Here is a 21,385-nt window from a genome sequence, read left to right as displayed (position 1 = left end):
CCGAGGAACGCCGGAGGCTGAAATCCCAGCTTAGAGAATTGCAGTGGGCTGCATGGCTCGCCGGCACACCTGCCCTGCTATATTGCGGTGACTGTGACGCAGCGGTTTCCTGTGAGAAAGTCATCGAGGGGCCGCTCCAGGATTGGCCCTATTGCCCAGTTCACGAGAATAAGCCGCTGACGATTCACTCCGCCTTGCCGCCCGAGAAAATGTAACAATCTGTTCTTCACGCCATTGCTGTGGAACTGGACCGATCACAGGAGTGGTTTCACCCGGTACCAATTTAGGCCCACGATCAAGGAGCGAAGCCGGGACGGGCACGGTTGGTCTTTCGGCGTGAGTTTCCATTTTTCCGCCACCACCCCACAAAATCGCGATCGGGCGGGGTATCGGCTTAGGTTCGCCTGTGCGTCAGGTTCAATGACATACACGACAGTCCCAAACGCCTTATTCCTGTCGAGGCGGGGGGGCACGGCCCCAACAGCGCCGAGCCTCCAAAGATATGAAGGGTTCGCCTTGACCTTCCCCCAGTTCCGTGGACACCTGGTTAAGCGACTGCCGCCCCCGCTTCGTTTTCGAACCCTTCCAGCACCGTATCCTCCGGCGCATACTTCCGATACCACCAGGACCAGCTCTCTTTGATCAGTGTGTGATTGACGTTCGTGTCGTCCGGAACGAAAACATCGGCGATGGTGCGGCCAAACTCCTCTATTTCTTTCGTCACAAGCGTTCTGTTCTTAAGCCCATGTGTCAGATCAGGAGTGAGATTTTTGAAATGCCATTGCCCCATCGACTAACAAGTAGATGGCAAACACAAGCAGTAATGTTCCGCCCGCAAACCAGTCGAAGTCCGTGTGGTCCGCTATCTGATAAGTAGCCGGCGACAGCGTAGATCCAAGTATCCCGCAGAGGCAGCCAGCCCCTGCCATGAGACGAGCGATAAGAGTTCGTTTTGCTCCAGGCGACATCAATCACCTCGTGTGTGAGAGTTCAGTGCTAGGGGCGAATCTTTCATGGCAGTTTCTACTGCTTCGCCACGATCCTGTGATCTGCTCATAGGCGGCGCGTGGAAACATTGCCTTCCGCGCGTTCATCCTTCTGTGCAGAGGGTCGGCCCTTGATGATTTTCTTGGAGTCGGCGCTGCCGGTCAATTGTCGGGGAAAGGATGGCGGAGGGGGCGAGATTTGAACTCGCGGACCCCTTGCGAGGTCTCCAGTTTTCAAGACTGGCACGTTCGGCCGCTCCGTCACCCCTCCGTAGCCGTGCTTGCAATATGTGCCGTTATTTGCGGATGCAGTCAAGCCCTCCCATGTAGGGGCGGAGGGGTTCCGGAATGGTAATGCTCCCGTCTTCCCGTTGATAGTTTTCCAGGATAGCGAGCAAGGTTCGGCCGACGGCCAGCCCTGATCCGTTCAGGGTGTGGACGAACTCCGTTTTGGACTCTTTTTTGTTCCCCTTTGTCCTGTAGCGGATATTGGCTCTCCGGGATTGGAACGCCTCAAAGTTGCTGCACGAGGAAATCTCCCGATACTGTTGTTGGGACGGGAGCCACACTTCGATGTCGTACGTCTTGGCGGACGAAAAGCCCATGTCTCCGGTGCAGAGTGTCACAACCCGATAAGGCAGTCCCAACCCCTGCAAGATACTCTCGGCATGTCCGGTGAGCCGTTCCAACTCGGCGTGAGAGTTTTCTGGTGAGCAGAAGCAGACCAGCTCCACCTTGTTGAACTGGTGCAGTCGAATAAGGCCCCTGGTATCTTTCCCATACGACCCGGCTTCGCGGCGGAAGCAGGGGGTGTAGGCGGTGTAGCGAATCGGCAGCGTCTCTTCATCGAGCAGCTCGTCCCGGTGGAGGTTCGTTACCGGGACTTCTGCCGTGGGGATGAGAAAGTAGTCTTCATCCTTCAGGCGAAACAGATCCTCTTCAAACTTGGGCAGTTGTCCGGTTCCGGTCATGGTCGTCCGGTTGACCAGGAGCGGCGGCAGGATTTCCCGATAGCCGTGCTGCGTGGTATGCCGGTCCAGCATGTAATTGATCAAGGCACGCTCCAGTCGCGCGCCGGCGCCCAGCATCACGGCAAACCGCGCTCCGGCAAGCTTGGCGGCGCGGTCGAAATCCAGGATGCCCAGGGCTTCCCCCAGGTCCCAATGCGGTTTGGGTGCGAATGAGAATGCGGGATAGGTGCCCCACCGGCGGATTTCCACATTGTCCGCTGCGTCCTGTCCGGCGGGAACGGATTCATGCGGGATGTTGGGGATGCGCAGATTGAGGTCGGCGAGGGATTCTTCGACCGAGCGGAGGCCGGTTTCAATTTCGCGAATCCGGTCGCCGAGCCGTTTCATGGCGGCGACGGCGTCGTCGGCCGGTTGCTTCTCCCGTTTCAGGCGGGCCACGTCGTCGGATCCTTTTTTGAGGTCGTGGCGGAGCTGCTCCACCTGTGTGGTCATGCTCCGGCGCTCCTCCACCAGTTTCTTCATCGCCTCCCAGGGCACGTCGGATCCCCGGCGGCCCAGGCGTTCACGGATCGATTCCAGATTATCGCGCAGCTGACGTAGGTCGTACACGACTCAACTCCTCAAAAAGTCCGAGGAATCTAGCACCTGGTCGTGGCGGAGTCAACGAAACCGCTTAGTACATGTTTTCAAGCCGGCGATCCTCCGGCGGGGCGTGGTGGATTGACAAGGACGGAGACGTCTGGACAGGATAGCGCCATGCGCAGGGTTGCCAATCCGCCCAATCCCTTTGAGTCGCAGCACCGCGAGCTGCTGGAGCCGGCTCCTCCCGCCAAGCTGGTGGTCTTTGAAGACGCCAGCCGGGAAATCCTCAGCCGGAATGACAGCCCGGATCTTCCCTTTCGCTGGAGCGTCAATCCCTACCGGGGGTGCTTTCACGGCTGTGCCTATTGTTACGCCCGGCCGTCACATGAGTACTGGGGATTCGGGGCTGGAACCGACTTCGATACGAAAATCATCGTGAAGGAAGAGGCTCCTCAGCTCTTGCGTCGGGCGTTTGGGAAGCCCTCATGGCAGGGTGAGTTGATTGTCTTTTCCGGTAACACCGACTGCTATCAGCCGCTCGAGGCGTCGTATGGATTGACACGCGCCTGCCTGGAAGTGTGTGCCGAGTACCGGAATCCTGTGGGGGTGATCACCAAGGGGGCGCTGGTGAGGCGCGATCTCGATGTGTTGACCAGCTTGCGCCGGGAGGCCTGGGTGCAGGTGTACGTCAGTATTCCATTTGCGGACGACGACACGGCGCGACTTGTGGAGCCGCAGGCGCCCTCGCCGGCGAAGCGGTTTGAGACGATGCAGGCGCTGGCGGATGCCGGAATCCCGACCGGCATTTCGATTGCTCCGATTATTCCCGGTCTCAATGACGAGGATATTCCCGCGTTGCTGGAACGAGCGCGTGAAGCCGGAGCAAAGACGGCCGTATATAGCCTGCTGCGGCTCTCCGGCAGTGTCGAACCGGTGTTTCTCGAACGGATGAAAGCTGCTTTCCCAGACCGGTTCGGCAAGATTGTGAACCGGCTGCGAGAGACCAGGGAGGGGCAGCTGACCGAGGGCGCATTTTTTAAGCGCCATCAGGGGAGCGGGACCTACTGGTATATGGTTGAGCAGTTGTTCGAGGTTGCGAAGCGAAAAGCCGGGTTCGATGCGGGAGATGCGAGCGGGATCCCTCAGACATTCAGACGCCCAGAGGGCGCGCAAACTTCCTTATTTGATTAAGAGGAGAACCGATGCAGCACAACCCCGGATTTCTTCGATTGGTGGAACAGGCGAGGCAGCGGGTTCAGGTCTGTACCGTCGCCGAGGTGCAGGCCAGGCTGGCGAGAGGGGAACGGTTTCATTTGGTCGATGTGCGTGAAGACCATGAGTTTGTGAAAGACCATGCGGCAGGAGCCCGTCATCTTGGGAAGGGTATCATCGAGCGCGATATTGAGACGGCGATACCCGACAAGCAGGCCCCGATCGTTCTGTACTGCGGAGGCGGATACCGGTCTGTCCTGGCCGCGGATGCGCTTCAGCAGATGGGCTATACCGATGTGCTTTCGATGGACGGGGGAATCAAGGCCTGGCGTGAGGCCGGCTGTCCCCTGGACAAGGGGCAGCCGGCCTAGCGGGGGGTTACTTATTGACCCGGTCAAACTCTTTGACGACCTGTTCCGTGAGGTCAATGGTGTCTTTGCTGTAGATCACGATTTTGATGGTCTGTTCGCTGCCCTTGTCGACGACCAGGGAGAAGCCGCTTTTTTCGGCCACAGTCTGGGTGGCCGCGGCGATCCGCTTCATGTAGTCGTCCACCAGCTCCTTTTGCTTGCCCTGCAATTCCTGGTTGAATTCCTGTGCGCGGCGCTGGTAGTCCTGAATCTTGCTGCGGAACTGCGCCTCTTTTTCTTTCTTCTCGGCGTCGCTCAACTTGGCCGCTTGCTCTTTCAATTGCTTTTCGTAGTTGCGCAAGTCTTCTTCATCCCGGGAGAGCAGCTTCTGGCGGGTGGAGACATATTCCTTCAGTCCCTCCAGGGCTTTCTTGCCGGCTTTTGATTTTTCGAGCACGCTTTGGGGATCGACCACGCCCATTTTGAACGCTTCCGCGGCCTGGAGAGAGGCTGACAGTGGAGCGAGTGCGAGGGAAAAGAGGGCGGCCGCGAACAGGGTCCGGAAGACCGGGAGACGCATATGGATACTCCTTAGGCTAAGCATAACGCAGGACTCTCGCTGATCGTGGGTCAGAATAACGAGGCGATGGGTGCCTGTCAAGGCGCAGGACCGGGTTAGACGAAATAGCGGCTGGTGTCGAATTTGCGTTCGGTATTGTCGATGAGCCGGATGATCCAGTGACAGTGTTCGCCCGTCTCGTCCTTCTCGCGGAGGTCCAGTTCCCGGCCGTTATCGACGGGCGTGCCGGACGGGTCTGTGATCACCTTGACGTAGGGATATTCCGCCTCGGCCTGGTCGGCGGCGGGCTTCAGGACGATCGCGAGTTCGTTTGTGTTCAGCATGACGAGGCTGCCGATCGGGATAATCCCGACGCAGGTCATAAAGAGTTTCATAAGCGTGGGGTCGAAGGAGGCTCCGGCTTTGGCAAACATAATGTTCAGGACTTTGGCCGGCGACATCGGTTCCCGCCGATAGACCCGCGACGAGGTCATGGCATCGTAGCAGTCCGCGATCATGAGAATGCGTCCGGTCATGGACAGTTTCCAGGGCACGTTGAGTTTGGGGTAGCCGGAATAGTCCAGGTTCATGTGGTGCTCGAACGAGGCGGAGGCCATGCGTCCGGGCAAATTGGTGATCCCGCGCATCTGCGCCAAGCTGAGCGCCCCTTCGGTCGGATGATTGCGCATCATCTGCCATTCATCCTCCGTGAATTCGCCCGGTTTGTTGAGGACTTCCATCGGGATAGTGGCTTTCCCGAGATCGTGAAAGAGGGCCGCGAGCCCCAAGTCGGCCAGCTCGACCTTGGGATAGCCCGCCCGGTTCCCTAAGGCCATGGAGAGCAGAGAAACATTGACGGAGTGGTTGTGGGTATATTGATCGTGGCAGCGCAAGGTGGTCAGGCCGAGGAGGGAGGCTTCGTCGTTCATCATGAGATCGACGATGCTCTGAATGGCCCGCTTGGCCTGCTTGAATCCGATCGTGCCTTTTTCGCGGGAGTCTTGGATGAGCGTTCCGACAGCGGCCGCCGCATTGGCATAGCGAGTTTTCGCCGTGGCTTTGCCACGAAGGACCCGGCGCTCCTCGATCGCAATGCCGCTGACGGATTGTGTGTACAGCGTGGTCCGCAGGGTTTCCAATGAGTGTTTGGTGGCGTCAAGGCTGGCGAGGTGGAAGGCAAACTCACGGAGGTCCCGCGCCGTGGTCGTTGATGCAAACGAAACCCCGCCGATATTCCACTTATTGAACGTGTCGATCACGATCGAAAAGACCGGCATTTGGGCGGATGTGACTTTCAGGTGCCGCTGGCCGAGAAAGAGAAAATCGTTCTGGAGCCTGATGGAGGCCGGTTCCTCATGGGCCAGTGTCGCAATCACGGTCATGGCGGTTTCGACGGGGTTGTCGAGTGCGGCGTTCGTCCTCCCGTGTATGCGGAACATCTTAATGAGGATACTCAGCTGAGTGACTAATTGAGTGCCCAGCATGAGTACCTGCTGGTCGAAGATGTCTCCGGCTTCCGATCCCCTCGCTATCTTTTTCGTGAGCGATTGTTCATGGGTCAGAATGGGCTGGGACGCTTCGGCCGCGGATGTGACGGAGGTGGTAGTGCGCAATGGTTCAGTCACAAGACGACTCCTTGCAGGGCAAAATGGTGCGTCGGCTAGGGCGTATCCGCGTGTTTCGTCATATGGGCCAGAGCGGTCAGGCAGGCTTTCTTCACCGCAGCCGTGCCCTTATCGGCGCCGGTCTGCAGGGCACGTTGCGCGGCCGGGGTTCCGAGTTTTCCGAGCGCATCGACGGCCATGAGCGCCAGCTCTTCTCGTTTTTTCCGATTCGTCCATCCCCATTCCGTGAGAAGGGGGGTCCAGAATGGGACGGCTTCATCACCTGCCGTGGCGCGCATGGCGTGGAAGATATTGCGTCTTTCCGCAGGTGGACGGTCGCCGAAGGTTTCCGCTGTGACGATCGGTTCCCACACCGAAAACGGAGCCGTGTAGTGGCCGGTCAGCAGGGGCTTGAGCGCCGCCAGGCGGACGGCTTCATCCGGGTCGTTCAATAGCGGGACGATCTTGGCGCCGCTGCCCGATGGTCTGAGCACTGAGAGCGTCCGGATCACTTCACGCCGGATGAGCGGATCCGGGTAGCGGATGATCTTTTCCACAGCGTCTGCCAGGCCGGGATTACTCCAGTGAGTAATAATGTTCAAGAGATTGCGCACAAACGCCGGCCGCCGGTCGGTGAGATGTCGTGCGAGGATGTCCGGGGTCTCTTTGGCGAGGTCGGTCAGCACACCGGAAAGCAACGTTTGATGCGCGGGCTGTTCCAGATTGCCGAGCAGCACGCAGAGAGCGGGGATCGCGGACGGTGGCATCATAAGGAGCACCGATTGGAGCCCCTCTAAGGCAGGCTCCTCCGTGGTATTGAGGTACCGTTCGATCAGGCTGACGCGTTCCGGTTGTCCGGTCCGCTCCAGCATCGCCCTGACTTTCTCCTTGTGCTCCGGCGTCAGGTCCGGGCGCATGGCTTCGGCATCGGAAAGCAGGGTGAGGACCTGCTCCGTCAGGTGCCAGTGCCCGCCTTGGACGAGCGAGGTCAGAATGCCGTCATAGACGTCCAGGACTTTGAGCAGCAAGGCCGGGGATCGTTCTGACGAGAGAATGGCCCCGAGGATCTCCAGGACATAGGAGGCGCTGTCACGGGCCGACTCGGCCGCAATATCGCGTTCAAGCCCCGCCAGTTCGAATTCCGAGACTTCATAGCCCATGATGCCGGAGGTCAGTCGGGGCTTCTGGGTTTGATCGTGTTGTTTGTCGGTCGCGTCTTTTGCGCGAGCGTCAGCGAGAATGTCCCGGAGAGAGGCTTCCGGCGGGGTTTGCCCTTGCGGGGTCAGGATGTCATCGATCTCCGAGACTTTCATGACTTCGTCAGCAGTCACGATCGTGATGGTGGGGAGATTTTTCGTCCACAGGCGCGTCACGATGTCATCGTCCGCCGAGGCGGCAGGACCAGAGGTATCCCACAAGGCATCGAAAAAGAAGAGGACGTCTTCTTCCGTGATGTCGGGGTGAAGGGTCAACTCTCGAATGCCGTCGCTGTAGAGCGTAAAGGCAAAGTTTTCTCCGGCCTCGTCGGTTTTCGAACTATAGACCAGCTGTTCTTTGAGGTAGAGGCCGTCTCGTTGCACGGTGAAAGTCAATGCGTCGAATCGGGTCAGGTGGGTGGTTAGTTCGCTATAGAACTGGCTGAAAAACTTTTCCGCGACGCTATTGCGAAGGCCGAAGGTGCGGACATTTTTCGAGGCGCGGTCCAGAGATTTGAGCAGCTGGATTACCGACGTCAGTTCGGGATCGGCATGCTGCTTCGCGGCTATAGCGTCAGCCATCATCTGCTGGGCTGTTTTCAGGTCGGGCATAGGACTACAAATATCGGGACATCCGGAAATCGTCAAGAAAATCGGGATTCTTGACCCGCGGAGGCTCTGGGCGGCCGTGCTATCCGGCCGCTTGTCACGGGGCATCCTGGCCGGTAGAATCGCCCACCATGAATCAGCCCCTTCCCGTTCGGGTCATCTGCTTTGGCGACAGCCTCACCGCCGGGTTTCAGTCCCCGACCAGGGAGAACCCCCAAGGCCGGTCCACGCCCTATGGCGATTGGGTGCAGGAGATGATCGGCGCCGCTGGAGAGGTACGGACCAGCGGAATTTGCGGCGAACTGACCGGCGAGATGCTCGTGCGGTTTCGTCGGGATGTCCTGGCGCACCAGCCGCACTATGTCGTGATCCTGGGCGGGACGAACGACCTGGGCTGGAACGGGTCGCTGGGCGAGATCATGCGCAACCTGGCCAAAATGTATGAGCAGACCTTGGCCGCAGGCGGTGTGCCGGTCCCGGTCACGGTTCCCTCGCTGCGGGTCGAAGACGCAACAGGCGGCCGCGAGGGATGGGAGTGGGTGGCCGGTCATCTGGCCCGGCGTTTCGAGCTCAACACCTTGATCGGTGAGTATGCACGGACGAAGGGGTTTCCAGCTATCGACTTGTTTGCGGCAACCGCCGAATCCGACACGAATCTGCTCGCCCGCGAGTATTCCAACGACGGTCTGCACCTCAGCACGGCGGGGTATCGTCTCTTTGCCGATCTCGTCTACCGGCAGGTTTTACAGCCTGCGTTATCCAACAAATCGTAGCGACGATGTCTTTACGACTCCAGCCGGTGACCGATGCGGACTTCGACCGGATGGTTGAATCTGGCACGGTTCCCATGCTGGTGGAGTTTTGGAAGCCCGGTTGCGGACACTGTCGAGCCTTGATGGCTCAACTGGAGCAGCTTCAGGAGGAACTGGAAGGGAAGATCGTTGTCCTCACCATGAATGTCGAGGAGAACTACCAGATCCCTGCCGAACTGGAAGTCTCCTCGCTTCCCGCGCTGGCCCTCTATCGCAGTGGATCATTCGAGCGCTTCATCGGCGGGTTGGGGAAGAAGGAAGAGATTCGCAAGCAGTTGGATGTAAGGTGATAGGTCAGATGCATCCTGGTTGCCGGGCGTGGCCGTCGTTTTCAATAAGACGGTCGGCTTCGACCGGTCCCCATGTGCCGGCTTGATATTCCGGCAGCCAGCGTTGTCCGGGTTCCTCCCATCCTTCAAGGATTTGCGTCACTCAGGCCCGGGAGGTTTTGACGCGCGTCGGGCCGCATCAAAACGTGACGCATCGCCCGCCATCATGTCCGGGAGCAGCCTCCTTGCGACCTCTCAGAATGCAACATGGAGGGAGCAGATCATTTCCACAGCCTGCCGCCGTGCTGCATTGCGAAAAGGGCGGATTCGGCCCGGACCAAGTCCAATGAATGAGGATCACTGACCTGGCTCCTCGCGCATATCACGGGTCAAAGCCATTGGACTGACGGCTTATTCAATAGCAGGGTAGGTGAGTAAACTCACGGGATGGTGTGATCTGGTTTCCCTGGTCTGGCCGGTTGGTTGAACCGGACAGACCAGATGGACAAGAGAAGCCCGCAGGAGCTCGCCCCTCACGCACCACAATTTGTGGTGCGTGAGGATTGTCAGCACCCTGCGGGCAGAGCGGTCTCATCCCGTTACAGACAAGGTTTACCGCGGTCGGACAGTCATCGTCACCGGCACGGTAACCGATGTGGCGCCGGTGGCACTGATGGTGATGTTTCCATAATAGGTCCCGGCAGCCAAGTAGCCGGGGGTCGCAGTCACTCCCACGACACGATTTCCTGTGCCACTGGTCGGATCCACTTTCAACCAGGCGACATTGTCGCTGAGGCTCCAGGTGAGCGTGCCGCCTCCCGTGTTGGTGATGCTTAAGGTTTGGGACGGGAGGTTACTATCGCCTACGTACCCAATGAAGGTGAGGCTCGTCGGACTGACCCCGATGCGCGGAGTCGTGGTAGAGGAGGAGGAGATGTTGAATGTCACTGGCACGGTGACATTGGAGGCCCCGGTGGCACCAATGGTGATGCTGGCATAATAGGTACCTGCCGCCAACCCGCTGGCGCTGACAGTTACCGTCACCGTGCCGTTCCCTGTGCCGTTATTCGGGCTCACCGTCAACCAGGTGGCGTTGTCGCTGAGCCACCAGCTGAGGGTGCCGCCCCCTGTGTTGCTGATGCTCAAGGTCTGGGATGCGGGGTTAGGGCCACCAACGGTCGTGCCGAAGGAGAGGCTTGTCGGCATCACTCCGATGCGCGGTGTCGTGCTGCCTGTAGTGACGGTGAACGCCACGGGAACAGTGACCGAGGTGGCTCCAGTGGCACTGATCGTGATGGTGCCGCTATAGCTACCGGCCGCCAGGCTGCCGGTGGTCACACTCAGCGTCACTGATCCATTCCCGCTCCCCGAGGTCGGACTCACCGTCAACCAGGAGGCATTTTCGCTGGCGCTCCAGGTGAGGGTGCCGCCCCCCGCGTTGCTGATATTCAAAGTCTGGGACGCGGGGTTGGCGCCGCCCTGTGTCGCACTGAAGGAAAAGCTCGTCGGACTCACCCCGATGACCGGTGCCGTGGTCGGGGGCGTGTAGGTCATGACGCTGCTCTCGCCGGATTCATTGCTGGCTACATCATAGGCGGTGACAAAGAAATACCGGATTGCGGACGGCGTACCGACATTGTAGCTCGTCACCGGTCCCAGCGTGGCGAGAGTGGACGCATTGCCGGATGCCCGTGAACAGGGCAGCAGACTGCATTGATACACGCGATATCCTGCCAGGTCCGAGTCGGTGTTGGCGTTCCACGTCAACGTGGCACTCCACGCAGTACTTGACCACAACGCAAACATCAGGACAGCAGCGATAGCCTTGATCAGGTTCATGTGAAATCTCCTATTCGCGTATTTTCCGGCAGCAGGCACACCCACCACCCGAGAAGTCAGCTTCTCCAAAAGAAGCGACCATGTCGGATTGCACAACGGAATTTGCGATCTGAAGAGGGGAACTATTCACCCCGTTCACTGTGGCGTATGAGCAAAGTGCATGCCATAAAATGAAAATTATTTGATTGATAAAACGCTATGAAAATCAATAACAATGAGAACGAGATAGCTGGTGATGCTGAAGATACTGTAGGAAATTTCAGGAGATTGCTGGAATTCGAGGTTTCTCAGGGGGTAGACGACGTAGTTGTTTGCCTACAGGTCCGAACACCATCCGGAGAGCCAGGACCGACTGATTTTGGGGGTCTCCCTCGCTTATTACGGTTCACCCGGAGAGCTGAGTAAGTCGAGAGGCGGCGCAATCGGGTTAGTTGTAGCTCGTGTCTGCAGCGTGCGTCAGGTGCGGTCGTCGTGTTCAATGAGATGGTCGGCTTCGATTGGTCCCCACGTCCCGGCGTGATATTCCGACCGCCAGCGTTGCCCGGGTTCCTCCCACCCTTCGAGGATTTGTGTCATCCAGGCCCAGGAGGCCTCGACTGCGTCGCGCCGCATGAAATCTGACGCATCGCCTTCCGTCAAGCCCTGGGGCGCCTTCTTGCGACGTCTCAGAATACAACACGGAGGGAGCAGGTCATGACTCTAGCATGCGGGCCTGTGTCATTCTGAAAACGGAGGATGCGGCGCCGACTCTGTTTATTGAAGGATGACCGCATGAGTTGGTTCCTCACGCTTTTGACGGCTCAAATCCATAGGGCTGACGGCTAACGCACCAGCAGATTCGCCGGGTGGGACTGATGGGATGGCTGGCTCCGGTTGCTCTGGTTTGTCTGGTTGAACCAGAAACACAACGGAAACCCTCAGGAGGTTGCCCCTCACGCACCACAATGTGTAGTGCGTGAGGATTGTGAGCATCCTGCGAACAAGGCTGTTCTCATCCCAATACCAGACAGATTTTACCTGAAGAACCAACCGAGGAAACGCAGCCCGGTTGGGCTCTGCGGGCGTTGATAGGTCACGGAGGTTGTATCGACGGTCACCGTCACCGGCACGGTGACGGTGGGGGCACCGGTGGCAGTGAGCGTGATCGTGCCATTGTAGGTGCCGGCGGCCAAGGTGCCGATGTTCACGCTCACCGTCACCACGCCATTCCCTGTGCCCGAGGTCGGACTTAACGTCAACCAGGCGGCATTGTCGCTGGCGCTCCAGCTGAGGGTGCCGCCTCCCGTGTTGCTGAAGCTCAAGGTTTGGTTCGGGGGGGTGCTGCCGCCTGTTGTCGCAACAAAGGTGAGGCTTGTCGGGCTGACCCCGATGACCGGAGGGGCGGAGGAGATGGTGAACGTCACCGGTACGGTCATCGGGGAGACTCCGGTGGCACTGATGATGATGCTTGCGCTATAGCGACCTTCCGCCAAAGCGCCGGCGCTCACATTCACCGTCACCACGCCATTCCCTGTGCCCGAGGCCGGACTCAGCGTCAACCAGTCGGCGTTGTCGCTGGTGCTCCAGCTGAGGGTGCCGCCCCCTGTGTTGCTGATGTTCAAGGTCTGGGCCGCGGGGTTGGGGCCACCCACGGTCGTGCCGAACGAGAGGCTTATCGGTGTCATCCCGATGGCGGGGGGCACGGGGGCGGGGGTGTAAGTCACGACGCTGCTCTCGTCCGACTCATTGCTGGATACATCATAGGCCGTGACAAAGTAGTACTGAATTGCGGAGGGCGTCCCGATGTTGAAGCTCGTCACCGTTCCCACGGTGGCGAGAGAGGACGCATTGCCGGATGCCCGTGTACAGGGGAGCTCACTGCATTGATACACGCGATATCCTGCCAGATCAGAGTCACTGTTGGTGTTCCACGTCAACGTGGCGCTCCACGCAGTACTCGACCACAACATCAGGACGCCAGCGATGACTTTGATCAGGTTCATGTGAATTCTCCTCTTCGCGTATTTTCCGGCAGCAGGCGCACCCATCCAGGAGAAGCCAACTTCTCAAAAAGCAGCGACCATGTCGGATTACGCAACGGAATCGGTGATTCGAAGAGGGGGACTATTCACCCCCTTCACAGCGGTAGTAATGGCAAGGTGCGTGCCGTAGCAGGAGGAGAATGGGCAGAAAAAATACTAGGAAAATCAACAGTGGCGAGAACAGTGGTGAGGCTGAGATGGTTGGTGATGTCCAGGGTACTGTGGGAAATCTTAGGGGGACAATAAAACGCTAGCGTTTCTGAGAGGTTAGGAGATAGAGTTGTTTGCGTACGGATTGTGACAAAATTGAACGAGGACCGGCCGTTTGCTCTGGTCTCTCTCGCCTATTTTATGGTTTAACCAGTGAGCTGAGTAAGTTGAGAGGGGCAGCGCAGTCGGGTTGGTTGGGGCTCGTCTCTACAGGGTGCGCCAGGCGCGGCCGTCGTGTTGTATGAGGCGGTCGGCTTCGACGGGCCCCCATGTGCCGGCTTGATATTCCGGCAGCCAGCGCTGGCCGAGCTGCTCCCAGCCTTCGAGGATTTGCGTAATCCAGGCCCAGGAGGCTTCGACCGCGTCGCGCCGCATGAAGCGTGACGCATCGCCGGCCATCACGTCCAGGAGCAGCCGCTCGTAAGCTTCGGGAGACGGTTTGCCGAACACTTCCCCGTATTTGAAATTCATTTCGACCGGATGTGTTTGGGCTCTCGTACCGGGTACGCGTGAGACGATCCGGAGTGACAAGCCTTCCTCCGGCTGGATGCGGAGTGTCAGGACGTTGGGCGCCTGCGGGGCCTGGGCGTTGGCGTTGAAGAGAATCTGCGGAATGTCTTTGAACTGCACCGCGACTTCGCTGGCGCGGAGAGGAAGGGCCTTGCCGGTGCGCAGATAAAAGGGCACGCCGGACCAGCGCCAGTTCTCGACAAAGCACTTCACGGCCACGTAGGTCTCCGTTGTCGATGTCGAGTTCACGCCTTTTTCACGCCGATACCCGGGCACCGGTTCGCCGTGGGCTGTGCCTTCGGTGTATTGCGCCCGCACGGTAAATTGCTCGACGTCCTTTCCGGTAATGGGGCGCAGGCAGCGAAGCACTTCCATCTTGGCGTTGCGGACGACATCGGGGTCGAGCGAATAGGGCGGCTCCATGGCGACCAGGCAGAGCAGTTGGAGCAGATGGTTCTGCACCATGTCGCGCAACGCCCCCGCTTCTTCATAATAGCTGGCCCTCGTGCCGACGCCTTCCGCTTCGCTGACGGTGATCTGCACGTGGTCGATGTACTTGCGGTTCCAGATCGGCTCGAAGATGCTGTTGGCGAACCGCACGACCATGAGATTCTGAACCGTTTCCTTTCCCAGGTAATGATCGATGCGGAAGATTTGCGACTCGTCGAAGACGCGACCGGTGACGGCATTGATCTCCTGCGCCGACTTCAAATCGCGCCCGACGGGCTTTTCCACGATGATCCTGGCATAGGAGGTCTCGCCGCCCGCTTTTGCCGCGATCCCTGACGCAGACAAGCCTTCGCACACGGGGGTGAAGGAACTGGGCGGGATGCTGAGATAGAAAATGCGGTTTCCCGGCAATTGAAAGGTCCGCTCAAGCTCTTCGGCGCGAGCCTTCAGCCGGACATAGGTATTCGGATCGTCGTTTTCACCGGCCATGTAAAAGAGGTGGCGGGCGAAGGCGTTCCACGTATCTGCGATCAGCGCCTGGCGGGAATGTTTCGCGACACCGTCGCGGACGGCGGCGCGGAACTCTTCGTCGCTCATCGGTTTGCGGCCGAGTCCGAGCACGACATAATTCGACGGCATGAGGCCGTCGAGGAGCAGGTTGTAGAGCGCCGGGATCAGCCGGCGTTTGGCGAGATCGCCCGATCCGCCGAAAATGACGAGCGTGCAGGGCTCGACCGGCGGCAGGGTTTCCTGGGTCGGGTTGATTTCGCTTCGGTGGTCAGTGGGTGCCATGTCAGTGCCTGTGAGGGAAAACGCTCCAGCGGTCTCCCGTGAACGTAGGGATACTGGTTCCCTGTCTTCCGGCGTATCGAAGTCCGCAACGGACGCGGACGACCTCTCTGCAGATCGATGCCTCTAGTCGATCCGTGCCGGATTCGGGATGTCCTTAAAGAGGAGATCGGCAAATTGTCGTCCGAAGTTGAGCCGGTCGGCCACGTTGGAGGCGAGGAGGAAGCGGGCGGCCAGATCGGCCAGCGCCGGTTCGCGGGACGACATGAAGCGATGAATGTCCACGGGAGCGGTCAGCCAGAATCCCCGGATGCGAAAGAAGGCCTGGGTAGACTCCTCAAAGAAGATATTGAGCAGATATTGAGCAAGGGCCGGTTTATCCGTGACGTCCTGGGCCTTGCCCAGCCAGTGAAGGCATTCTGCTTTGAGGCGGATCTGCTCGTTCATCGAGGCGGTCGGGGGGCCCTGCCGGAACCGTTGATTGGCTTTGTCGATGAGGGTGCCGCAGGCTCCTTCGTGATCGTGGAGGACACGGGCTTTTCGCAGGAGCGAGGGCAGAACGAGGGAATAGGTTAATTCGTCCTCGACAAGCTTGTACCCATAATAGCGGATATCGACGAGGCGTTCGCCGGCCCGGAGAATTTCATGTCCCTCCCGGTCTCCCTTCACGAGCGCGATCAGGTCGATATCGCTGTGCGGGGTGATGGCGCGGCGTGCGCCGGACCCGACCATGAGAATGCCGGTGAGATCGCCGCCACGGCGTCCGCGGATATGTTTGAGCGCGATCGCGACGCTGTCGTCGAATCCGGGGGGCTCGGGGGTCGCCGGTTGCTCGGGCGGTTCCGGGACCTCCAGGAGTTCGGCGTTGAGTTCTTCCCGCGTGGGGAGCGGAGACGATACGTTCAGGTCCATGGTCATCCGTGCAGCTGCTGAATCTGGGCCGGAAGCGACGTGAGCCATTGGTCGAACGGCTGTTCCGCGTCGACGATGATTTCCAGCTTGCCGTTGGTCAGTTTGCGCACCAGGCCGGGGCTCTCCGGTGAGAGAGGAATTTCGACCCACTCCCGGTCGAGTCCGAGCGCATCGGTCACTTCGAGAATGCGGCTGATATGTTGAAACGAAACCATTTGGAGGGGCATGGGGTCTCTCGCTGATTGATGAACGGCATTGTATGTGTCGCGGAAAGGAGGTGTCAACGGACACGTCTCACGAACCGATGACACGCGCGAAGATTTCGACTGCTTCATCGATTTGTTTTGCTGTGACATTCAAATGCGTGACGGCTCTGAACCGGTGCCCGCCCACGGTATGGATCAGCACGCCGTGTTGTTTGAGTTGGGCGACGAGTTCGGCCGGTGTGAGGCGATGCTCGGGGATCTCGAACATCACGATGTTGGTTTCGACGTGTTGCGGCGCGATGCGGACGGAGGGGATCTGGTACAGGGCGCGTGCGAGTTTCCTGGCGTGGTCGTGGTCCTCCCGCAAGCGCGTCACATGATGTTCGAGGGCGTAGATGCCGGCGGCCGCCAGAATGCCGGCCTGGCGCATGGCGCCTCCGTACATGCGGCGGAAGCGGCGGGCCCTCTCGATGAACTGGGTGTCGCTGGAGACCAGCAGCGAGCCGGCCGGTGCGCCGAGGCCTTTCGAGAGGCAGAAGGAGACGGTTTCAAAATGCTGCGCATAGGTGGCGGGCGGCAGGGTCGTGGCCGCCACGGCATTGAACAGACGCGCGCCGTCGAGGTGCATGGGGATGCCGTGTTTCGTGGCGATGGCGCGGATCTTTTCGATCGTCGAGAGAGAGTAGATGGTGCCGCCGCCGCTGTTGTGCGTGTTCTCGATACAAATCAATCCGGTGGGGATGCTGTAGGGGTCCTTCGGGCGGATCGCCGTTTCGACCTGGTCCGCGGTCATGATTCCGCGGTCGCCCGGGACCCAATGGAGTTGCACGCCGGCCAGGGCGCCCGCGGCGCCTTGTTCGTAGCGCACGATGTGGGCGGTGCTCTCGACGATGACTTCCTGGCCCGGCTGGGTGTGGGCGCGAATGGCGAGCTGGTTCGCCATGGTCCCGGAGGGCACGAAGAGGGCGGCGCGTTTTCCCAGCAGCGCAGCGGCCATCTCCTGGAGGCGATTGACGGTGGGATCTTCGCCGTAGACGTCGTCTCCGACCTCAGCCCGCGCCATGGCTTTGCGCATCGCATCGGTGGGGAGGGTGATGGTGTCGCTGCGAAGATCGATCATAGTGCCTCCTGTCAAAGCCTGACGGTGCGCATTCTAGCAAATTTTCTCCTTGCAGGAGAGTGGAGCGGTCGGGCACTGTCGCGGGCATGAGGTGGAACAGGATGCCCGCGCGCTCCGTCATCTGGAGATGGATCAAGGTCGAGGCGGATGAGCGGGTGCCGCTGTCCTGGTCCTTTGCCTACTTTTTCTGTCTGCTTTGCGGCTACTACATCCTGCGGCCGGTGCGCGACGAGATGGCGATCGAAGGCGGGGTGCAGCATCTTCCCTGGATGATGACGGGGACCTTCCTGACGCTGCTGGTGGCGACACCCCTGTTTGGATTTGTGTCGGCGCGATGTTCGCGCGCCAGGCTGCTGCTGTCGGTCTATCTCTTCTTCATCACTCATCTGCTGTGTTTCTTCGTCGCGATGATGAGCCAGTGGCATCCCGAGTGGGTCGCGCGCGTGTTCTTCGTCTGGTTGTCCGTCTTCAACCTCTTCGTCGTCTCCGTGTTCTGGAGCTTTATGGCGGATATGTTTTCTCCGGAGCAGGGGGTGCGGCTTTTCGGCCTGATTGCGGCAGGCGGGAGTACGGGCGCCCTCTTGGGGCCCTTGCTCACAACCGGTCTGACCTATCTGTTCCCGGTTCCGGTGCTCATGCCGGTCTCGGCGCTCTTCCTGTTTGTCTGTATGGGATGCATCTACCGGTTGGAGGTGTGGGGGCGTGACCGGGCTGCGTTCCGTCACGAACATGCCGGGGAGCCGATAGGCGGCGGGGTGCTGGCGGGTGTGCGCCTGGCCGTTTCTTCTCCCTATTTGCTCGGGATTTGCGGGTATCTTGCCATGCTCACTATGACTGCCACCTTTCTGTATTTCGAACAGCTCCGTCTCGTGGCGGACTATGTTGCCACGCCGGAGGCGCGGACGCGTCTCTTTTCCAGTATGGATTTTGCCACGAACATCCTCACGTGGCTGACCCAGATTTTGATCACCAATCGTCTGGTGGGCCGGTTTGGCCTGGTGTCCGCGTTGTTGTTTCTCCCTTTCATCAGCCTTGTCGGTTTTCTCGGCGTCGCACTCTGGCCAGGACTCGTCGTCTATGTAGTGTTTTCCGTCCTGCGGCGGGTGGGTGAATATGCCTTGTCCAAACCGGCTCGCGAAGTTCTCTTCACGGTGGTCAGCCGGGAGGAGAAATACAAGGCGAAGAATTTCATCGATACGGCGGTCTCACGCGGCGGGGATGCCTCGACCGGGTGGCTGGTGTCGGGCGTCAAGGCGCTCGGGGTGACCACCATCCACATCGCGTGGGCTCTCATTCCGGTCATGTTTCTCTGGGCCTGGCTCAGCCGCTGGCTGGCTCTTGAGCACAGCCGGCGTGTCCCGCCGCCGGTCGGGTAAGCGTTGCCCCTGCCTATAAATGGGCAGGGCACGGGACCGTACGGTCGGCTTTACTCTCGAAAAAATCGCATGCTATAGTCCGCGCGGTATTCTGCGAAGAACTCCTCAGGGAAGGGGCCTCGATATGCCTGAAGTTCCAGTTAAGATATACATCGATAAACTGTTGAAAACATGTCGCGATGTCACGGGTCAACTTGCGTTGCTTCAGGGGCCGGTGAAGGAAAAGGCGCTGCGTGCGATGGCCGACCGGCTTGAGCAGGATGAGGCCGCGATCCTGGCTGCAAACAACCTTGATGTGGAGGCGGTCGGCAAGACGCTCTTGGGTGAAGGTGCGCGGGGGGAGCGGGTGAAGGAAGCGGTGACCCGTGTGCGAATGACGGCGGACGATGTGAAGGAGATGGCCGATCGCCTGCGTGTGATCGCCGACCTGCCCGACCCGGTGGGGGCTGTGACGAAGCGATGGGAGCGGCCGGACGGTCTTCAGGTCAGCCGGGTGCGTGTACCGATCGGCGTGATCGCGGTCATCTCGGAATTGAAACCCCTGATCACCGTCGAGTCGCTGGCGCTCTGCCTTAAGTCCGGCAATGTGTGCGTATTCCGCGCAGCCTTTGAGTGGAGCCGGACGCATCAGGCGATCGAAAGCGGGTTGCGCGAAGCGGCGGAGCTGGCGGGGGTTCCGTCCGGTGCGTGGTTGTTCATCGATCGGCCTGAAAAGGAGGTCGCGATGGAAATCATGCGGGCCGGCAAGAGCGTGGACGGGATCATTCCTCGCGGCGGAGCCGGTCTCCGCAAGACCGTCCTGGATGCGGCAAAGATGCCGATCTTGTGTTACGACGGCGGCATCAGCCATGCGTATGTCGATGCGGATGCCGATATCCCCATGGCGCAGAATGTGGTGATCAACTCCAAAATACAACAGGCGTCCGCGCCGAACTCCATCGACACCTTGTTGGTGCAGCAGGCCGTCGCGCGGCCCTTCCTGCCTGCCCTGATTCGCCGGTTGCTCGATGAGTACAAGATCAGGGTGATCGGGTGTCCCAAAACAGTGGCTCTGATGGGGCAAATGGCGATGACCGGGCACCAGGCGGTGGAGCCGGCGACTGAGGAGGATTGGAACAGGCAATTCCAGGCGCCGGTTCTGGCGATCAAGATGGTGGCCGGCCTCGATGAGGCGCTGGCGCATATCGCGGAACACGGCCCCGTCCTGACAGCGGTGATTGCCACCTCGGATTATAATAACGCCCTGCGGTTTACTCGCGAGGTCGATGCGACGGCGGTGATGGTGAATGCGTCATCACGGCTCAATGCCGGCGATAGCTACGGGGCGGGACCGGACATCGGACTCAATCTTTCACGCGTTCAGACGAAGGGGCCGATCGGGCTCGAGCAACTGACGAATGAAAAGTATGTCGTATTCGGCGGCGGGCAGCTGCGGTATCCGCATCCGGTTCCCGATACCTACGAAGACGCGATTATGCTCAAGCGCGCGTGACCGGTGACTCGCCGGGCGGCTGTCGTCGAGAGGAAAGTGTGCCGAGCGACAGGGGAGACGAGGAACGAACGGCGCTGGAGGCACATCTGGCCCGATGGGGACTCCGGCATGTCCTGTCGGATGCCGACTACTTCGCCTGGCAGCGGAAGACCCTCTCTGCCGCAGATCTCAATCAACTTAACCGGCAGGTTGAGCGCAAACGGAGCGGGGATCCCCGCGACGAAATCGCGTTCTATGATCTGACCGCGCAGCCCCACATCCTTCCTGTCCTCTACAGCCAGCGGTACGAGTATTACTGCGGGATCGGGTGGCGTGTGGCAGCCCGCATCAATTCAGCCAATACCGTGCTGGATGTCGGTTGCGGGGTCGGGATTCTCACCACATTCTATGCCCGGCGCTACCCTGAGAAACAATTCGTAGGGATCGACCGATCACCGGCGTCAATCGCGGCGGCGCGGCAGCAGGCAGAGCGGCTTGGCCTGACAAATGTTTGCTTCCACTGTGAGGACGTCGAAACGGCGCCACAGGCCGCTTCCTATGACCTCATCGTGGCCACCCACGCACTCGTGCAGGCCGAGCAGGATCCCGGCATTCCGAGCCGGAGCTGGCAGACGTTCGAACGTGCTCGGGATAGCCGCCTGCAGGCTGATTTTGAGCAACGAACGGGCGTCGGGGTTCGACTTGATCGGCTGACTGGCCTCCTGTCGCCGGGAGGAAGATGTATTGCCTTTGAGAAAACCAGGCAACTCGCGCGGCGGGTGCCGTTTCAGCGGGCGTTGGCGGCGAGAGGATGGCAGTTAGCCGAACAGCCGGAACTCATTCGCTACCGGCTCGTGGAAGAAGTGGCCGACGACGGGCCGTTCTATGTTATGCAAAATGATGGCGAGGGGAGCCGGGCGTGGGATGAATCGCCGGATCCGGATGAAGGTCAGCCGTTTGATGCCGGGGCGTTGCACGGCCGGCCGCGTGATCCGGACGCACCGCTCTATGAAAACCATTGGCCCTCTGCGCAGCAGGCATGGGAACGGCTGGTTGATCGAACGGTGATGAACGAGTGCACTCGACAAGAAGCGGACGGGCGCCAGTTCCATGTCGAACTCGGGACGATCTCAGCCGGGGCCTATCTCTACTGTGCGAACACCTTTGATCAGCGGCAGCTGGTGATCGTCGCGCCGGCTCGTGTGGCCGTTCTGGAAGGGTACTACCAGGAGATTGTGGCTGCCCCTTGAGGGCGGCTGTGTCCACCCGGCGATGGGCCGGCACTGCCCGGATACTTCCGGAATTTCCGGCAGGGATGAATAGCGAATCGA

Annotated in this window: 19 protein-coding genes and 1 tRNA gene; 7 read left to right on the top strand and 13 right to left on the bottom strand. The window is 59.8% G+C overall.

The window, feature by feature from the left end:
* Positions 1–547: 547 nt before the first annotated feature.
* The 3 genes from ACO9S2_RS00705 to serS form a co-directional block, all read right to left on the bottom strand.
* Entirely contained in the window at positions 548–790 is a 243-nt protein-coding gene (locus ACO9S2_RS00705; RefSeq protein ID WP_423719838.1) for a thermonuclease family protein, read from the bottom strand.
* A 377-nt stretch (positions 791–1,167) separates the two neighbouring features.
* Positions 1,168–1,257, bottom strand: a tRNA-Ser gene (locus ACO9S2_RS00700).
* Positions 1,258–1,282: 25 nt separating this feature from the next.
* The gene (gene serS, locus ACO9S2_RS00695; protein WP_423719837.1) at positions 1,283–2,566 is read right to left on the bottom strand and encodes a serine--tRNA ligase; all 1,284 of its coding nucleotides are present in this window, start codon (positions 2,564–2,566) and stop codon (positions 1,283–1,285) included.
* A 147-nt stretch (positions 2,567–2,713) separates the two neighbouring features.
* On the opposite strand from serS, the gene ACO9S2_RS00690 reads away from it, so the two are divergent.
* Together ACO9S2_RS00690 and ACO9S2_RS00685 are read left to right on the top strand one after the other, a co-directional pair.
* Positions 2,714–3,730: a PA0069 family radical SAM protein gene (locus ACO9S2_RS00690; protein ID WP_423719836.1), complete on the top strand. Its 1,017-nt coding sequence runs from the start codon at positions 2,714–2,716 to the stop codon at positions 3,728–3,730.
* Between the two features lie 11 nt (positions 3,731–3,741).
* A complete protein-coding gene (locus ACO9S2_RS00685; protein ID WP_423719835.1) occupies positions 3,742–4,122 on the top strand; it encodes a rhodanese-like domain-containing protein in 381 nt (126 codons plus the stop codon).
* A gap of 7 nt (positions 4,123–4,129) precedes the next feature.
* Here ACO9S2_RS00685 and ACO9S2_RS00680 read toward each other — a convergent pair whose 3' ends face one another.
* The 3 genes from ACO9S2_RS00680 to ACO9S2_RS00670 all read right to left on the bottom strand — a co-directional run bounded on the left by ACO9S2_RS00680 (position 4,130) and on the right by ACO9S2_RS00670 (position 8,045).
* A complete protein-coding gene (locus ACO9S2_RS00680; protein WP_423719834.1) occupies positions 4,130–4,681 on the bottom strand; it encodes an OmpH family outer membrane protein in 552 nt (183 codons plus the stop codon).
* 95 nt (positions 4,682–4,776) lie between these two features.
* Entirely contained in the window at positions 4,777–6,285 is a 1,509-nt protein-coding gene (locus ACO9S2_RS00675) for an HD-GYP domain-containing protein (RefSeq protein ID WP_423719833.1), read from the bottom strand.
* 35 nt (positions 6,286–6,320) lie between these two features.
* Positions 6,321–8,045 carry a HEAT repeat domain-containing protein gene (locus tag ACO9S2_RS00670; protein WP_423719832.1) on the bottom strand — a complete coding sequence of 575 codons (1,725 nt, stop codon included), beginning with the start codon at positions 8,043–8,045 and terminating at the stop codon, positions 6,321–6,323.
* Positions 8,046–8,200: 155 nt separating this feature from the next.
* Between ACO9S2_RS00670 and ACO9S2_RS00665 the strand changes: the two genes are divergently transcribed.
* Together ACO9S2_RS00665 and ACO9S2_RS00660 are read left to right on the top strand one after the other, a co-directional pair.
* Entirely contained in the window at positions 8,201–8,842 is a 642-nt protein-coding gene (locus ACO9S2_RS00665; RefSeq protein ID WP_423719831.1) for a GDSL-type esterase/lipase family protein, read from the top strand.
* Positions 8,843–8,847: 5 nt separating this feature from the next.
* Positions 8,848–9,171, top strand: a complete 324-nt coding sequence (locus ACO9S2_RS00660; RefSeq protein ID WP_423719830.1) for a thioredoxin family protein — start codon at positions 8,848–8,850, stop codon at positions 9,169–9,171.
* Between the two features lie 591 nt (positions 9,172–9,762).
* Here ACO9S2_RS00660 and ACO9S2_RS00655 read toward each other — a convergent pair.
* The 7 genes from ACO9S2_RS00655 to ltaE all read right to left on the bottom strand — a co-directional run bounded on the left by ACO9S2_RS00655 (position 9,763) and on the right by ltaE (position 17,207).
* Complete coding sequence (locus tag ACO9S2_RS00655; RefSeq protein ID WP_423719829.1) at positions 9,763–10,989, bottom strand: BACON domain-containing protein; 1,227 nt, start codon at positions 10,987–10,989, stop codon at positions 9,763–9,765.
* Positions 10,990–11,445: 456 nt separating this feature from the next.
* The gene (locus ACO9S2_RS00650) at positions 11,446–11,628 is read right to left on the bottom strand and encodes a hypothetical protein (protein ID WP_423719828.1); all 183 of its coding nucleotides are present in this window, start codon (positions 11,626–11,628) and stop codon (positions 11,446–11,448) included.
* Between the two features lie 374 nt (positions 11,629–12,002).
* Positions 12,003–12,971 (bottom strand): BACON domain-containing protein, encoded by a 969-nt coding sequence (locus ACO9S2_RS00645; protein ID WP_423719827.1) that lies wholly within the window; start codon positions 12,969–12,971, stop codon positions 12,003–12,005.
* A gap of 456 nt (positions 12,972–13,427) precedes the next feature.
* Positions 13,428–14,972 (bottom strand): glucose-6-phosphate dehydrogenase, encoded by a 1,545-nt coding sequence (gene zwf, locus ACO9S2_RS00640; protein WP_423719826.1) that lies wholly within the window; start codon positions 14,970–14,972, stop codon positions 13,428–13,430.
* A gap of 123 nt (positions 14,973–15,095) precedes the next feature.
* A complete protein-coding gene (locus ACO9S2_RS00635) occupies positions 15,096–15,881 on the bottom strand; it encodes a hypothetical protein (protein WP_423719825.1) in 786 nt (261 codons plus the stop codon).
* 2 nt (positions 15,882–15,883) lie between these two features.
* Entirely contained in the window at positions 15,884–16,108 is a 225-nt protein-coding gene (locus ACO9S2_RS00630; protein ID WP_423719824.1) for a hypothetical protein, read from the bottom strand.
* 67 nt (positions 16,109–16,175) lie between these two features.
* Positions 16,176–17,207 (bottom strand): low-specificity L-threonine aldolase, encoded by a 1,032-nt coding sequence (gene ltaE / locus ACO9S2_RS00625; RefSeq protein ID WP_423719823.1) that lies wholly within the window; start codon positions 17,205–17,207, stop codon positions 16,176–16,178.
* Between the two features lie 101 nt (positions 17,208–17,308).
* Here ltaE and ACO9S2_RS00620 point away from each other — a divergent pair, with 101 nt between their 5' ends.
* From ACO9S2_RS00620 to ACO9S2_RS00610, 3 genes are all read left to right on the top strand, one after another.
* Positions 17,309–18,583 carry an NTP/NDP exchange transporter gene (locus tag ACO9S2_RS00620; RefSeq protein ID WP_423719822.1) on the top strand — a complete coding sequence of 425 codons (1,275 nt, stop codon included), beginning with the start codon at positions 17,309–17,311 and terminating at the stop codon, positions 18,581–18,583.
* Between the two features lie 124 nt (positions 18,584–18,707).
* Positions 18,708–20,075, top strand: coding sequence for a glutamate-5-semialdehyde dehydrogenase (locus ACO9S2_RS00615; protein ID WP_423719821.1), 1,368 nt, complete (start codon positions 18,708–18,710; stop codon positions 20,073–20,075).
* A 38-nt stretch (positions 20,076–20,113) separates the two neighbouring features.
* Positions 20,114–21,304, top strand: a complete 1,191-nt coding sequence (locus ACO9S2_RS00610; protein ID WP_423719820.1) for a class I SAM-dependent methyltransferase — start codon at positions 20,114–20,116, stop codon at positions 21,302–21,304.
* Positions 21,305–21,385 lie beyond the last annotated feature (81 nt).

The sequence above is a fragment of the Nitrospira sp. NS4 genome, from assembly GCF_049546785.1.
GTDB lineage: Bacteria > Nitrospirota > Nitrospiria > Nitrospirales > Nitrospiraceae > Nitrospira_D.
This window is presented reverse-complemented; position numbering and strand designations above follow the sequence as displayed.